The organism is Leptospira semungkisensis (assembly GCF_004770055.1).
GTDB lineage: Bacteria > Spirochaetota > Leptospiria > Leptospirales > Leptospiraceae > Leptospira_B > Leptospira_B semungkisensis.
This window is the reverse complement of the sequence record NZ_RQEP01000005.1, coordinates 172,239-186,171: the sequence shown is the minus strand read 5'-3', so window position 1 is coordinate 186,171 and position 13,933 is coordinate 172,239. Positions and strand designations below refer to the sequence as shown.

Genomic DNA, 13,933 nt, shown 5'->3' with positions numbered 1-13,933 from the left:
ATTAGGAGTTTATTATATGATTACATTGGCAACTTCCACATTCGGCATCATCCTTTGCAAGGGAGATATACTCAGCAAATCCGTTCAGGGTCCTTCCGGAAAAATATTCTTCAAGGACGAGGGGAATGGAAATCTTCCTATTGTGTTCGTACATTCCTTTGCGGGGAATGCCTCTCATTGGGAAGAAGCAAAGAATTTTCTAGCCCAAAAAAGAAGAGTGATCCGTATCGAGTTGAGAGGGCATGGAGATTCGGAGTCTCCTAAAGATACTGACTATAGAATTTCCTCGATGGCAAAAGATATTGCCGCGGTGGTTGATTCTCTTCGTCTTCCGAAATTCGTGTTGGTCGGGCATAGCATGGGAGGAAGCGTAGCTCTGCAGTATGCGGGAGAAAATCCGGATCGTGTGGCAGGTCTTGTTTTAGTAGATACAAACGGGGACCCGAGAGAAGTTCCTGAGACCATTCGAAATCAGATCAAAGAAGCACTTAATTCCAGCGCGTATCGAGAGACCGTAGACGGATATTGGGATCAGTTACTCGCTCATTCCTTTCCCAAAGTCAAAAGAAGGATCTTGGAAGATCTGCATAAGGCTCCAAAGGAAGCTGTGATACGGATCACCAGCGAATTACTGGATTATGATCCGAATCCTTCTCTTAAAAGATATATGGGACCGAAGCTCGCGATCGTAATCTCCGAGAATGAGGATAAGTTTTCTTTGCATAGGCTGCAAGGAGGCTTTCCATTCCATCTGGTTCGGGAAGCGGGGCATTGGTTATATATGGATCAGCCCTTAGAATTCAATCATACCTTGGAGACTTTCCTGAAAAAGCTCTGAAATTTTTTTACGAAATTCTTGGGGTCGGATAAATTTCTGATTTTTTCATAAAGGAAATTTCAATAATATTGCTTCCTGCTTTGTAAAAAGCCCAAGCCGAAACACGTTTCGGAGAGGAAGAAATTAGAATGTTACTTCGTCCAATTCCCCATCGAATCCGTATGAATCGCAGTTTGCTTTTTTCCGTTTTGTTTCTTTCCATTCTTCCGTTGCTTTCTTGCGGAACGAGAGTGTATCCTAAGATCTCGCCTAGAGCGGAGAAAGGAGTTCTGGATCTAAGAGATTGGAATTTCTCAGAAGATGGGATCGTGCAATTGGACGGAGAGTGGAAGTTTCAGTGGATGAGATTGCCCATCTCTCGTCCTGAAACGGATGGAAAATCCGAAGAGCCGATCCTCGTTCAAGTTCCTGGGAATTGGAATCAGATCCCTCATCTTTCCGGAATGAATCCGTTGATGGCATTCGGTTACGGGACTTATACATTAAAGATCCTTCCCCGCAAAAATACGGGACGATTGATGATCCATTTCCAAGCGGCTGGGACAGCGGCATCTATTTACTTAGATGGAAAGAAGATCGGTGGCAACGGTGTCGTCGGAACCGATCCGAATTCTTCCCGCCCGCAATACCTTCCTTTGTACATACCGATCGGAGAACCGAATCGGGAGATGACCATTCAAGTTGAGGTCTCCAACTTCAATCATTATAAGGGAGGGCTCTGGGAATCTCTTCGGATCGGCACAGAGAATGATTTGCTCAATTTCAGGGACGGAAGGGTATCCAATGAAATGTTCCTGTTCGGAAGCATTATCATCATGGCATTATATCATTTCGGTTTGTTCTCCTTGAGAAGAAGGGACCTTACCGGATTATTCTTCGGTGCCTTTTGTGCGAGTATCTGCCTTAGGATTTTTGTTACCGGCGAAAGATTTCTGATCCAAAAATTTCCAGACCTTCCTTGGGAATTCTTTAATAAATTGGAATATTTGTCCTTCTATATGGCGGTTCCATTCTTTATTTATTATTTGGATGCGTTATACCCTCATTCCTTCTCCATAAGGATCAAGAAATTCTGTTTATGGTTTAACTTGGTGGTTTCCGGGATTGTGGCGGTAACACCTGCGAGTATTTATTCCCACACTTTGATCCCTTTTCAGATCGTATTGCTATTCGTTATTGTTTGGTTCTTTATTGTTCTCATCCGTTTAGTGAGGGCAAGAGCGGAAGGATCCTTGATGGCGTTGGGAGGAGTCTTAGCTCTGACTGCCGCGGCAGTGAACGATAGCCTTTATGCGCAAGCGGTCATCAATACCGGATACTATCTTCCGGTTGGGTTGTTCGTATTTATTTTTGTGCAATCCTATCTCTTGTCGTTCAGATTTTCCCAAGCGTTCTTATACATCGAGAGATTGTCGGATAACTTACTGGAAGTCAACAAGGCCTATAGTCGTTTCGTTCCATTGGCGTTCTTGAAATTCCTAAACAAGAATGATATCACTGAGATCGGGCTGGGTGATCAAATACAGAGAGAGATGACGATCCTATTTTCCGATATCCGTTCTTTTACTCAGCTTTCGGAGAAGATGACTCCAAAGGATAATTTCGATTTCTTGAATTCTTATATGAGAAGAATGGGGCCGATCATCCGTAAACACGGAGGCTTTATCGATAAGTATTTAGGTGATGGGATCATGGCACTGTTTCCGAATGTTCCGGACCAAGCCTTGGAAGCTGCAATGGAAATGTTAAGGGAATTAGAGGCTTTGAATGAGTCTAGAGCGGATCGAAATTATGAACCGATCAAGATCGGAATCGGTCTGCATACAGGAACTCTAATGCTTGGAACGATCGGAGAGGAAGAGAGAATGGACGGAACTGTGATCTCGGACGCAGTCAATCTTGCATCCAGGATCGAAGGTCTTACGAAAGAATTTCATGCAAATCTTCTTCTGAGTGAGAATACGTACAGAAAATTGAAGAACCGAAAAAAATATTCCTTCAAGAAGCTCGGAAAGGTAAAAGTAAAAGGAAAAACAAATTCGAGCGAAGTTTACGAGGTCGTGGGTTAGCCCAAGACCTCATTTTCATTGCGCCTAATCCGTTTTTAGAGTAAGCGGATGCTCTTCTTATCGCGGGTTTCTTTTGAATATTATTTCTTCGGATACTTTTCTTTATAAAAATCTAATGCTTTTAGAATGAGTTCCTTTGCGACCTCTGGACCTTCGGGCTCTTCTACTCTGACTTCTTTTCTTTCTAATTGTTTATAAACGGAGAAGAAATGAGTCAGCTCTGCACGAAAGGAAGCCGGCAGTTGCGAAACATGTTCGATCCCGTCGAAACTTCTATCGCCCGATGCGACTGCCAATATCTTCTCGTCGCCTTCTCCTCTATCTATCATTCGCATGACCCCAACCACTCTTGCAGGAACCAGGCAAAGGGGAGGAACTCCTTGGGAACAAAGGACCAAAATGTCTAACGGATCCTTATCATCTCCTAATGTCTGAGGAATAAAACCGTAATGTGCCGGGTAATGCACCGAAGCGAATACGACCCGATCCAATTTGATCAGACCGGATTCTTTATCGACTTCGAACTTGGCCTTGCTGCCTGAGGGAATTTCGATCAATGCGTGGATCTCGTGAGGAGGATTCGGGCCGGGGCTCGCTTCATGCCAAGGATGCTGTATCATAATAAGCAGATTTTGTTCTGAATGCCTAAGTTTACAAGGTGCAAAATTAGGAAAAAATTCACATTTATCTGTTTAAAAATATGTTGACTGGTCTATTTATTTTTTGTCTAAAGAGAGTATGGGTCAAAAAGGGGAAATCGCAAAGGAAAAGATGGTCCGAGCCATGGCAGATCGTTTGGAGCTAGGCGGCTACGCAGGCACAGGCTTAAACGATATCGTCGAGGACGCAAAGGCACCTAAGGGTTCTATCTATTTTCATTTTCCGGGAGGGAAGGAAGAGCTGGCCGCTCAAGCCTTGCTTCTTGCAGGAAAGGAATTAGCCTCTCAGTTGGAAGGAGTCCTAGGTTCTTCTAAATCGGTGAGCGCAGGAATCCAAAAGGTCTTCTTGGCCTTAGAATCCAGATTGGTATCCTCGAATTTTTCTAAGGGTTGTCCCATTTCAACGACTGCGTCCGAGACCGCATCGGAACCTTCTCTTGTGAATTCTACCTGTGCAGGAATTTATCAGGATTGGACTTCGATCTTCGACTCCTTCTTCCAAAAGAATGGAATAGACAAGACTAGATCTTTTGCATTGGCCATAAGCATTCTCTCTCTTTTGGAAGGGTCTATCCTGATTTCCAGAACGAATCGAAATACGGACGCGATCCGATCCGCAGCGAAAACCGCAAAAATCCTGGTTTCTTTGGAGAAACAATCATCATGAAACTTAAAGTATCCATTCTCGCCGTACTGGCGATCGTAGTTTTCTTTCTATTGAATGCATTAGGAATTCCTAAATTAACAATAGAAGAAGTTTCCGAATTCAAGATCTTAAAGAAAGATTCTAGACTGGAAGAACCGAGTAAACTTCCTAAGCTCAAATTTACTCTTTTTAAAACGGGAGAGAAGAAGGCATCTGCGGCGTTTATCTTCGAAGGAGGTCCTTTACTCCACCGAAAACAGATCTATCATACGGTTGTCCTAGTCGAACATCCTAAAGGAACTCTCTTATTCGACTCTGGACTCGGAACTCAAATAGAAGAGCAATATAAAGATCATAGATTCTATGTGAAACCGATGGTAGCTTATCAGAATGCAAATCCGATCGTAAACCAATTGAGGAATGTGGGGATCGATCCGAAGCAAGTCAACGATATCGTTCTGTCTCACTTGCATTGGGACCACGCAGGAGGAGTGGAGGATTTTCCTTGGGCAAAAATATGGTCTACGCAAGCAGGAAGGGAACATCTAAAAGAGTTTGGAGTGGAGAAGGGCTATCTTCCTACTCAACTGGATTCAAAAGAAATTATATGGAAAGATCTGAACTTCGCTTCTAAGCCTTATGAAAATTATTCTGCCAGCTTGGATTGGTTCGGAGACGGCTCTCTTGTTTTTGTTCCAATGGAAGGTCATACTGCAGGTGATGTGGGAATGTTTTTGAATCTGCCTTCTGGAAAGAGATTCTTTTTTACGGGAGATATCACTTGGGCAAGAGAAGGATTCGAACTTCCTTCTCATAGGACCAAGCTCTTGAGAAGAATAGTGGATCGAGATGCGACTGTATTAGGAAGGGAGATCTATCGAGTTCATTCCTTACTTCAAGCGTATCCGAATTTGGAAGTGGTCCCAGCTCACGATGGGGAAGTGATCGATAAGATAGGAATGTTCCCAAAATGGACTGAGTAGTCTGGAACGGAAGTTCGGTTCCGCGCACCGTTGCAAGTAAAGCGCGCCCCCACCCTTTGTTTTGGGTGGGGGGAGTGGCCCGTAGGAGAGCCCTGGCGGTATATCATAAAAACTTGATCTTTGCAACAGAAAAAAATCCGCCATTTTTCTGTGGGAACTGTTAGATAATCGGAACTCTTCTGTGCTTTAATGCAGGGATTTTCTTTCTTACCTTCTCCACTTCTTCTAAATCGATCTCTGCGAAGACTACCTTCTCTCCTTCTTTTCCGTCGGCGAGTATTTCTCCCCATGGATTGACGATTAGAGAATGGCCGTATGTCTCTCTTCCTTTACTATGGGTTCCTGTTTGAGCAGGCGCGAGTATAAAGCATTGGTTTTCGATCGCCCTTGCTCTCAATAGTATTTCCCAATGAGCCTGCCCAGTGATCTTTGTGAATGCGGAAGGAACAAAGATGATCTCAGCATTTTGGTCGGCAAGTTTTCGGAATAATTCTGGAAATCTTAGATCATAGCAAATAACGCTAGAGATATTTCCAAGCTCCAAGCTATGGTAGACTTCTGCGGGAGAGTCACCTGCTTCTACTGTTTTAGATTCTCTATATTCTACTCCGTCTCCAGGATCCGTATCGAATAGATGGATCTTATGATAGCGGATCTTCTCCACGCCTTCCGGACTATAAAGAGAGGCAGTATTATAGACCTTTCCATTGATAGAAGGATTCGGATATCCTCCTGCTAAGATATATACATTATGCTTTTGGGAAACTCGATGCAGGAATTCTCTTGTCTTCTCTTCAATCTCATGAGCTCTTTCCAGTTTTTCCTTCTCGGAACCGAAATAAGAAAAGTTTTCTGGAAGACCAATCAGTTTCGCTCCGCCTTCGGAAGCTTCTCGAACCAATGCCTCGCATCGATTTAGATTATGATCGGGATCGGAATTGCTATTTAATTGAATGAGAGCGGCTCGAAATCGTGGCATAAAGAAAGGTTCTCAGAATTCTAGGAAATTGCAAAATGAATTATTCCTAGCATTCTGCTTGTCTCCTCGTTTTAGACCGGAATTTTTGTAAGACATGTCCTTCGCATTAAAAGAATTTAAATCCATTCAATCCTTCTACCAGTCTTTGGATCACAAGGAAAACTCCTGGGCCTTGGTATATCTTTTATTGAGATTCTTAAGTAGCGGGGAAGGGGCCATACAGGCCGTTCAGAAAGCGTGGCTCCAAGGATTGCCGGAAGATCTTTCGGAGGAGAAGAAGAAGGAAGCTTCTGAGAAAGTCTTGGAACTCGCAGACTTGGTCTTAGATTCTTTACGAGGTTGGAGAGATCTTGCAGACGAAGACGGCTCCGAAGCAGTTATGGAAGACGTTTTGGAATTGGGTCAGACAGTTCTTATGGAAACCAGAGAAATGGGAGAGTTCTCGTCTCTGATCAAAGAAGAATCCTTAGACATTATCTCAGATCTTTGCACTGCTTGCGGAGTAGAGATCCCGAAGGCCGGCTATAAGAAGATAGATCTTTCTCGATTCGACGATTCCGAGATCGCGGAAGAAGTAGAAGAATGGACCATTGCACTTTCTTCTTTTGAAAAAGCAGAAGAAGCTTCTGACTTGGAAGACGGATTTCTTGTGCTATTCGTTAAGATCTTTTTGTTTTATATTTTCTTTAAGTAGAAGGTTCTAAGGGAAGTTGGAATCTTCCCTCTAGAATTCCCTGCACAGTCAAGTCCTCATCTAGGTTTTCCCAACGAAGAGCATATCCGTTTAGAGTTAGCTGAACTTCTTTCAATTCCGATTCAGAAGCTGCTTTTAAAAGTTTGAATCTATCTGCAGGAAATCCTAATATTCTACCATCATTTAATTCTAGATAGATCATACGATTTTCTGCCCAAACCTTGATGGCTGGCACATTTGATATTAGATTATTGCCGGCTGTGGAACTCATAATAGGCCTTTAAAAATCTCTCTCTATATTCAAATACGAGTCTTTCGATCTCTCGAAGTTCATGGTTTCGAAATCCGTTATTCTCGGCTAATGATATAGTATTTAACCAGAATTTGCATTCCCAATTTTCTTTTCGACAATGAATATGTGGGGGCTCATTTCCTTCATTCGAATAGAAGTGAAAACGATATCCGAGTATTCTTAAGACTGTAGGCATTGAATTTCGTCATTTGTTTCTCAGGCAAATGCAAAACCAATTGAATCATTGAAGGAATCCCGGAATATTGATTCCAACTTCTTTAAGTAGAAATCTTCTTTTATAGATCCGAGAAGATCCCTTTCACTGCTGTCACAACATCTTCTATATCAGAATCAGTCATTCCAGCGAATAAAGGAAGAGAGAGAGTCTTCTTATACATTGCGTCTGCGTTCGGATAGTTCTTACGATCAAATCCAAATCTTTGATAGAATGGATGCTCATAGAGAGGAATGAAGTGTAAGCTTGAACCGATGTTTCTCTTGTGCAATTCCGCACTTAAGATATCTCTGTTCATCCTTTCTTGAACGGTATCCACTTCTACTCTAAATAAATGCCAAGAATGATCTCCATCTTTTGCGGGCAATGGTAGATGTAGGAAAGGCAACTGCGCAAATTCGGAGCGATAGATGTCGGCAATCTCGATCCTTCTTCTCCATAAATCCTCTGCTTCGGATAATTGTACGATTCCGATCGCAGCAGCGATATCATTCATATTGTATTTGAATCCCGGAGAAACCACTTCGTAGTACCAACCAGGACGTCCATAGGTCTCTCGGTTGATGCCATGCAGTCTCATCAATTTCATGCGTTCTGCAAAATGAGCGTGGCGGGTGGTAACCATTCCACCTTCTCCAGTAGTAATTCCTTTGGTTGCATAGAAACTGAAGACAGTAAAGTCTCCGTGAGTTCCTATTTTTCTTCCCTTATGTGTTGCAGGGAAGGCATGAGCAGAATCTTCTATTACGTAAAGATGATATTCTCTTGCGAGAGAGTTGAGTGCGTCCATATCACAGACGGCACCGGCCAAGTGGACAGGCATTAATGCTCTGACTGTCTTTCCGGTTTTCTTATGGACCAGATTTCCTTTGGAGAATACGCACTCTCTTTCGATGGTTTCCTTTAAGGTCTCCACAGTCATGAGATTATAGATCGGATCCACATCTGTGAGAATCGGCTCAGCGCCAAAATAGCAAACCGTCTCAGCAGTGGCTGTGAATGTTACTGCAGGAACAAGTACTGCGTCTTCCGAACAGAGGCCGATGGATTCTAACGCGAGGTGTAGGCCGGCAGTTGCGGAGTTCATTGCGAGCGCGAAATCCGCTCCGCAATATCTTGCGAACTCTTCTTCGAATTCTTTTACCTTGGGCCCAGCCGTGATCCAGCCCGAACGCAGTACCGCCGCCACTTCTTCTATTGCCTTTTCGGAAATTAAGGGGAGTGCGAATGGTAAAAACGTTTTTCTTGCTGTGATCATGCGACAAAATCCTCCGACGCTTCTTTTAGGATCGGCTGAATTCCGGAAAAGATAAGGGGAAAACCGTCGGAATCTTTTTAGGAATTGAAATCCGAAGGGGTTTTACTTACCCTGCTCCCGTGGGTTTGTCCTTCGCGGAAATTTTAGAAAGAATTCGGATCCTGGATCGGGATGTCTCTGAATTAAACCGTCTCAAGAGCAGATTGCCCGCCGACAGGCCGTACTCTTCTTCCCTTCAAATCTCATTCGACAAACAGATCAATAATCTTCTGAACGAAAGGATCCGTCTCTTGGAACTGGAGATCGCGGATCCTCCCCGCTGGCTCTTGGGAGATACCGACGCTTACGAGTCAGGTCGTCAAACTGCTTCTTCTCTCTTAGAACCCGCAGATCTTTCTTCTAAGAAGCTGCAAGACCAGGACGTTATTAATCTAATCAGAGAATTGCCTAAGACAGAAATCCATCTTCACCTCGAAGCTTGTGTAAACAAGGATACGATGAAGAAGTTGATGGCAAAGAACGGCATTCAACTCAGTGAAGAAGAGTTCGAGGCAAAATTCAATTTCAAGGATCTGAACGGATTCATTCAGGTATTCTTCTTTATCCAAAGCTTGGTCAAAGAGCCTGCAGATTTATATCACTTTGTGGGAAGTCTCGCAGAGTACATGCGTGCGAATCATATTCTATATACTGAAGTTTTCTTTGCTCCTTCTAAGTTCATTCAGAATGGTCTCGATTTCGAAGAGATGGTCAATCAACTTGTGGAAGGTATTCGAGAAGAGAAGGCCAAAGACGGTATAGAGATCAAGATTCTTGTCGACGTTTCTCGTTCCTTCGGTCCGGAGAATGCGATGAACAATCTCAATCGTGTTCTCAAGCTCAAACAAAAAGAAGTGATTGGGATAGGTCTTGGTGGCGCCGAGTTGATGGGCCCAGCCAGAGATTATGCCGAAGTCTTCAAAAAAGCGAGAGAAGCTGGCTTAAGAACTGTCGCTCACTCGGGAGAAGACGACGGTCCTTGGGCGATCTGGGAAGCTGTGGAATTATGCAAGGCAGAAAGGATCGGTCATGGTACTTCTGCCATCCAAGATCCGGAACTAGTCAATTATCTAAGAGAGAACAAGATCCCGATAGAGATATGTGTTACGTCTAACGTGTTTACCGGAAAATATGTTCGTAAGGAACAAAACCATCCGGTTCGATATTATTATGACCAGGGTCTTCCTCTTTGCATCAATACAGATGATCCTGAAATATTCAACGTGAACTTGACCTACGAGTATTTCAAGCTTTGGAGATTTTTGGATTTCTCCTTAGATGAGATCGTCGACCTGATCCGTCAGGGTGTATATTCCACCTTCCATCCTCAAAAAGAATCCCTTTGGAAGGATATGGAAACTAAGATCAAAAAAGTAAAAGAGAAGTACGGTCTCCTCGAGCCAAGTCTGAAATAATTCTCTCACAAAACCGTTTACAAAGCGGTCAAAATCTTTCTTGCAATCGGTATCCACATTCGTTTAAAATTCCCTTCCGGAGTTTGAAATGAAGTTAAAAATTTTTCTAGGTGCAATTGCGTTCTTACTGGTTTCTGGGTTTGGTTATCTCTATTACTTGGGAGCGTTCGATACCATTCAAGTAAAGGAAGAAACATTAGGACCCTTCTATGTTTTATCTCATGATCGTGTCGGGAATTACAGACATGTAGGTGATACCTTTGAATCTATTCAAAAGGAATTTCCGGCAAAGGGAATTAAGAATTATAAACTCTTTGGGATCTATAAAGATAACCCGAATACTGTCGCCGAGGAAAAACTGAGATGCGAAGTAGGAGCTTTGTTTTCGGAACCATTGACCGAGATCCCTTCTGGATTTTCTCTTCCCTTAAAATATAGAACCATCGAAAGGAAAAAATACATAACCGTCGATTTCCCTTTGAAGAGTTTTGTTTCTATCTTTGTAGGGATTTACAAGGTCTATCCGGAATTAACAAAAACCTGCATAGAAAAAGGCTGCGATATGAATGGAAAGGCTTCTATGGAGATCTATGAGCCTCTCGTAGAAAAAACGTCCAAGTATATGATGTCTTTGGATTAAGTAGGAACTATTTGCTATGGAGCTATTTAAACGAATTAAAGATTTCTTAAGTGTATCGGTTCCGATAGATCGTAAGAAGTTTTTTATTACGGGAGTCATTTTATTCACTGTAAAATACAATATAGATCGCTTCATAGCTTACTACTTCTTTGACCGTTTATGGTGGATAGCCGAGTATTTTAAAGATCCTGGAAAGATACTTCTGGGAAATTTTCCTCCGGAGCAGGCTGGGTTTTATTATACATTACTCGCGATCTCTTTGCCCTTCATTTATCTAGGAACCATATTTTGCATTAAGAGATTGCGCAGCATCGGTTTAAGTTCGTTCTGGGCTCTTTTATTCTTCGTTCCGTTTCTGAACTTTCTAATGTTCTTTCTGTTGTCGGTGCTTCCTGAGAATCTTTATCCTAGTTCCGATGGAGAATCTTCTGCAAAATTCTTTCCAAAGTCGAAGCTGATCGTTTCTATTTGGTCCATACTTTTTACAGCTAGTATAACCTTAGTGTTCAGTCTTTTTTCTACCAATATCCTGAAAGCTTACGGGGCAAGTTTGTTCGTGGGCGGGCCTTTCCTGATAGGATTTACTTCAGTCGTTTTGTATTCAACGTCAGAACCGGTGAATTTGAGGCAGACAATACTGATCTCTTTCGTAGCGATCTCTCTTGCAGGAATTATTACCCTGATCATTGCGTTAGAAGGGGTTATCTGTCTTTTAATGGCTGCTCCTTTGGCCTATTGTCTGGGGTTCTTGGGAGGAGGAGTTGCCTATCTTCTTCAATCCAAATCGAAATTAGTCTCTTCTGTTTTACCTTTTCTATTCTTAATCCTTCCTTCTACCGCCTATCTGGAAGCTCACTTGGATCAGAAATTGGAGTGGTATATGGTAGAAACCAGCTTGAAAATCTCCGCTCCAAAAGAGAGAGTTTGGAAGGGTCTATTCGAGTTTTCTGATATACCTGAACCTCAAGAAATTATCTTTAACGCTGGTATCTCTTATCCGATTCGCGCCAGAGTAGAAGGAAAAGGGATTGGTGCGATTCGATACTGCGAGTTCAATAACGGAGTGTTCGTAGAGGCAATTACTAAATGGGATGAAAATTCTTCTTTAGCATTCGATGTGGTCCGTCAGCCGGATGCGATGAAAGAATTGAGTCCGTATAAAAATCTCAGACCGACTCATCTGGACGGTTACTTTGCTTCTAAGAAGGGAAGTTTCGAACTTATTCCTATAGGAAAGAATGAGACCCTTCTGATCGGAAGGACCTGGTTCTTAAACAAATTCGGTCCTACCTCCTATTGGAATGTTTGGATCCATTGGATCCTGCACAAGATCCATTATAGGGTTTTAGATCATATCCGAAATACTGTGGAAGCTTCTTCATAAGATAGTGGATTTTAAATTTTGTCCGTTTAGATAAATAGGGATTTCCAATATCCGAAAAATCCTACGGAATTGTCGCCTATGAGCTTTTTCAGAACCTTGTTTCACTATTGCCGGATCCCTAAACGGATTTGGAAGAAACTTCTCTCTATCGGGACCGAAGGAGCATCCGAGGCAAGATATATAGTCGCCACCAATGCAGTGGTCTTGATCAGCGCATTATTCAGTTTTTTATATTATATTCTTTTTACATTCATCGGGCTCATGTTTCCGATCTGGTTTTATTCTCTGTGGTCCCTAAACACTCTCGGTTATATCCTAGTGCTCTTCTTTAATATGAATGGTCGGCATAAAACTGCTAGGGTACTTCTTTCTGTAACCGGGACCATGCAGCTTTTTATGATCTCTCGGATCCTTCCTCAGAGTGCAGGCTTGGATCTGTATATACTCGCAAGTTTTGCGCTTCCTTTCTATATTTTTCCTCCAGAAGAGAAGAAGTTTCTATATATCATGGAGGGAGTATTAGCTCTACTATTCGTTTCCGTCCATATCATTCCCTATTTTTATAGTCCTATCTTTAATCTGAATCCTAAGTACCAAAACTATTTTTATTTCACGAGCTTGGTATTGGTCGTAGCCTGGTTTTCCTTTATAGGAAAGGAATTGGCAAACGCCGCCTGGAATGCGGACCAATCCTTAAAAGAAGAGAAAGAAAAAACAGAATTACTTTTACTGAATATTCTTCCCAAGGAAACAGCAGAGGAATTGAAGAAGAAGGGAAGCTCCGAACCTAGATTTATTTCTCAGGCAACAGTTCTATTTACCGATTTTTACGGATTTACTTCTATCGCAGAAACTCTAACTCCTAACGATCTTGTAATGGAACTGGACTTTTGCTTTCGCCATTTCGATTCGGTGAGCGAAACACATCACTTGGAAAAATTAAAGACGATAGGTGATGCATACATGTGTGTCGCAGGAGTTCCTTCGTATCGATCTTCTCATGCAATAGACAGTCTGCTCGCAGCCCTCGAAATGTTGGAACGTTTAGAGGAGCTATCCGAATTAAAGAAGAAGGGACCTGCCTGGAAGGCAAGAATTGGAGTGCATTCGGGACCTTTGGTTGCCGGAGTGATCGGGGCTCGAAAATTTTCTTATGATGTTTGGGGCGACACTGTGAATCTGGCGAGTCGCATGGAATCGAATAGCGAACCAGGTAGAGTGAATGTGACCCAATCGGTGGTGAATTTAACCAAGGACTTCTTTCAGTTCAAGTCTCGAGGAAAACTCCCGGTCAAGAATAAGGAAAAGACTGCTATGTTTTTCTTGTTGGGATTGAAACCAGAATACAGAGACAAAAAAAATCCTAGAAATCCAAATGCCAAGTTTTGGGAGGAATATGGCAAACGTTTCGGAAGAAGAGAGCCGGTTCTTATATATTAAATTTCTCTAATAATTTTCTGGGAGCTATTAGTTTGTAAGCTTCCTTGACGTGAAAACTCACTTCTTCATCCGAATTCTTATCCAGATGGAGTCCGATCCAACCTCTTGGCCCAACGTATGCAGGTTTGAAGAAACGGATCGGATCGAATTCTAATAAAGCTTCTTGTTGATCGAAAGTCGACTTTAGCCAGAGTCCCAATCTACCGTCTCCATGATGGTCTTCCCGATACATGGCAAACATTTTCGATCTGATCCGAAATGTAGGAGCTCCCCAAGCCCCTACTTCCGTGACTTCAGGAAGGGAAAAGCAGATCTTTCGAACTCTGGCAAGTTGGTCGACTTTCTTAGGCATCGTAGGGTGG

Annotated in this window: 15 protein-coding genes; 9 read left to right on the top strand and 6 right to left on the bottom strand. The window is 42.6% G+C overall.

From position 1 onward, the window contains the following. The first annotated feature begins 16 nt into the window (after positions 1-16). Complete coding sequence (locus EHO59_RS00980; protein WP_135583883.1) at positions 17-838, top strand: alpha/beta fold hydrolase; 822 nt, start codon at positions 17-19, stop codon at positions 836-838. A 128-nt stretch (positions 839-966) separates the two neighbouring features. Further along, positions 967-2,907 carry an adenylate/guanylate cyclase domain-containing protein gene (locus EHO59_RS00975; RefSeq protein WP_246052571.1) on the top strand — a complete coding sequence of 647 codons (1,941 nt, stop codon included), beginning with the start codon at positions 967-969 and terminating at the stop codon, positions 2,905-2,907. Positions 2,908-2,987: 80 nt separating this feature from the next. On the opposite strand, the gene EHO59_RS00970 is transcribed toward EHO59_RS00975, so the two are convergent. Beyond that, entirely contained in the window at positions 2,988-3,524 is a 537-nt protein-coding gene (locus EHO59_RS00970) for an inorganic diphosphatase (RefSeq protein WP_210413037.1), read from the bottom strand. Between the two features lie 121 nt (positions 3,525-3,645). Here EHO59_RS00970 and EHO59_RS00965 point away from each other — a divergent pair, with 121 nt between their 5' ends. Together EHO59_RS00965 and EHO59_RS00960 are read left to right on the top strand one after the other, a co-directional pair. Further along, positions 3,646-4,233, top strand: a complete 588-nt coding sequence (locus EHO59_RS00965; protein ID WP_135583879.1) for a TetR/AcrR family transcriptional regulator — start codon at positions 3,646-3,648, stop codon at positions 4,231-4,233. Next, on the top strand, positions 4,230-5,195 hold the full coding sequence (locus EHO59_RS00960; protein WP_135583877.1) for an MBL fold metallo-hydrolase: 966 nt from the start codon (positions 4,230-4,232) through the stop codon (positions 5,193-5,195). Before EHO59_RS00965 ends, EHO59_RS00960 begins: the two co-directional genes overlap by 4 nt. A 160-nt stretch (positions 5,196-5,355) precedes the next feature. Here the strand turns inward: EHO59_RS00960 and EHO59_RS00955 are convergent, their stop codons facing one another. Then, positions 5,356-6,174 carry a carbon-nitrogen hydrolase family protein gene (locus EHO59_RS00955; RefSeq protein WP_135583875.1) on the bottom strand — a complete coding sequence of 273 codons (819 nt, stop codon included), beginning with the start codon at positions 6,172-6,174 and terminating at the stop codon, positions 5,356-5,358. Positions 6,175-6,268: 94 nt separating this feature from the next. Here EHO59_RS00955 and EHO59_RS00950 point away from each other — a divergent pair, with 94 nt between their 5' ends. Continuing rightward, positions 6,269-6,868 carry a hypothetical protein gene (locus tag EHO59_RS00950; protein ID WP_135583873.1) on the top strand — a complete coding sequence of 200 codons (600 nt, stop codon included), beginning with the start codon at positions 6,269-6,271 and terminating at the stop codon, positions 6,866-6,868. Here the strand turns inward: EHO59_RS00950 and EHO59_RS00945 are convergent. From EHO59_RS00945 to EHO59_RS00935, 3 genes are all read right to left on the bottom strand, one after another. After that, the gene (locus tag EHO59_RS00945) at positions 6,861-7,139 is read right to left on the bottom strand and encodes a DUF2442 domain-containing protein (protein ID WP_135583871.1); all 279 of its coding nucleotides are present in this window, start codon (positions 7,137-7,139) and stop codon (positions 6,861-6,863) included. The two genes, EHO59_RS00950 and EHO59_RS00945, sit on opposite strands and share 8 nt — an antisense overlap. Continuing rightward, positions 7,117-7,356, bottom strand: a complete 240-nt coding sequence (locus tag EHO59_RS00940; RefSeq protein WP_135583869.1) for a DUF4160 domain-containing protein — start codon at positions 7,354-7,356, stop codon at positions 7,117-7,119. The genes EHO59_RS00945 and EHO59_RS00940 overlap by 23 nt, the downstream gene beginning before the upstream one ends. Before the next feature lie 100 nt (positions 7,357-7,456). Next, on the bottom strand, positions 7,457-8,653 hold the full coding sequence (locus EHO59_RS00935) for a DegT/DnrJ/EryC1/StrS family aminotransferase (protein WP_135583867.1): 1,197 nt from the start codon (positions 8,651-8,653) through the stop codon (positions 7,457-7,459). Positions 8,654-8,772: 119 nt separating this feature from the next. Here EHO59_RS00935 and add point away from each other — a divergent pair, with 119 nt between their 5' ends. The 4 genes from add (at position 8,773) to EHO59_RS00915 (ending at position 13,571) form a co-directional block, all read left to right on the top strand. Beyond that, the gene (gene add / locus EHO59_RS00930) at positions 8,773-10,107 is read left to right on the top strand and encodes an adenosine deaminase (RefSeq protein WP_135583865.1); all 1,335 of its coding nucleotides are present in this window, start codon (positions 8,773-8,775) and stop codon (positions 10,105-10,107) included. Between the two features lie 88 nt (positions 10,108-10,195). Then, complete coding sequence (locus EHO59_RS00925; RefSeq protein ID WP_135583863.1) at positions 10,196-10,747, top strand: GyrI-like domain-containing protein; 552 nt, start codon at positions 10,196-10,198, stop codon at positions 10,745-10,747. A 16-nt stretch (positions 10,748-10,763) separates the two neighbouring features. Beyond that, positions 10,764-12,131, top strand: a complete 1,368-nt coding sequence (locus EHO59_RS00920) for an SRPBCC family protein (RefSeq protein ID WP_135583861.1) — start codon at positions 10,764-10,766, stop codon at positions 12,129-12,131. Positions 12,132-12,209: 78 nt separating this feature from the next. After that, a complete protein-coding gene (locus EHO59_RS00915; RefSeq protein WP_135583859.1) occupies positions 12,210-13,571 on the top strand; it encodes an adenylate/guanylate cyclase domain-containing protein in 1,362 nt (453 codons plus the stop codon). Here the strand turns inward: EHO59_RS00915 and EHO59_RS00910 are convergent. Further along, positions 13,561-13,923, bottom strand: coding sequence for an MmcQ/YjbR family DNA-binding protein (locus tag EHO59_RS00910; protein ID WP_167882041.1), 363 nt, complete (start codon positions 13,921-13,923; stop codon positions 13,561-13,563). The two genes, EHO59_RS00915 and EHO59_RS00910, sit on opposite strands and share 11 nt — an antisense overlap. Between the last annotated feature and the right edge of the window lie 10 nt (positions 13,924-13,933).

What these genes read in the sequence shown, in the direction of transcription:
- EHO59_RS00980 (WP_135583883.1), top strand. Translation starts at nt 17, where the DNA reads ATGATTACATTGGCAACTTCCACATTCGGCATCATCCTTTGCAAGGGA.
- EHO59_RS00975 (WP_246052571.1), top strand. Translation starts at nt 967, where the DNA reads ATGTTACTTCGTCCAATTCCCCATCGAATCCGTATGAATCGCAGTTTG.
- EHO59_RS00965 (WP_135583879.1), top strand. Translation starts at nt 3,646, where the DNA reads ATGGGTCAAAAAGGGGAAATCGCAAAGGAAAAGATGGTCCGAGCCATG.
- EHO59_RS00960 (WP_135583877.1), top strand. Translation starts at nt 4,230, where the DNA reads ATGAAACTTAAAGTATCCATTCTCGCCGTACTGGCGATCGTAGTTTTC.
- EHO59_RS00955 (WP_135583875.1), bottom strand. Translation starts at nt 6,174, where the DNA reads ATGCCACGATTTCGAGCCGCTCTCATTCAATTAAATAGCAATTCCGAT.
- EHO59_RS00950 (WP_135583873.1), top strand. Translation starts at nt 6,269, where the DNA reads ATGTCCTTCGCATTAAAAGAATTTAAATCCATTCAATCCTTCTACCAG.
- EHO59_RS00945 (WP_135583871.1), bottom strand. Translation starts at nt 7,139, where the DNA reads ATGAGTTCCACAGCCGGCAATAATCTAATATCAAATGTGCCAGCCATC.
- EHO59_RS00940 (WP_135583869.1), bottom strand. Translation starts at nt 7,356, where the DNA reads ATGCCTACAGTCTTAAGAATACTCGGATATCGTTTTCACTTCTATTCG.
- EHO59_RS00935 (WP_135583867.1), bottom strand. Translation starts at nt 8,653, where the DNA reads ATGATCACAGCAAGAAAAACGTTTTTACCATTCGCACTCCCCTTAATT.
- EHO59_RS00925 (WP_135583863.1), top strand. Translation starts at nt 10,196, where the DNA reads ATGAAGTTAAAAATTTTTCTAGGTGCAATTGCGTTCTTACTGGTTTCT.
- EHO59_RS00920 (WP_135583861.1), top strand. Translation starts at nt 10,764, where the DNA reads ATGGAGCTATTTAAACGAATTAAAGATTTCTTAAGTGTATCGGTTCCG.
- EHO59_RS00915 (WP_135583859.1), top strand. Translation starts at nt 12,210, where the DNA reads ATGAGCTTTTTCAGAACCTTGTTTCACTATTGCCGGATCCCTAAACGG.
- EHO59_RS00910 (WP_167882041.1), bottom strand. Translation starts at nt 13,923, where the DNA reads ATGCCTAAGAAAGTCGACCAACTTGCCAGAGTTCGAAAGATCTGCTTT.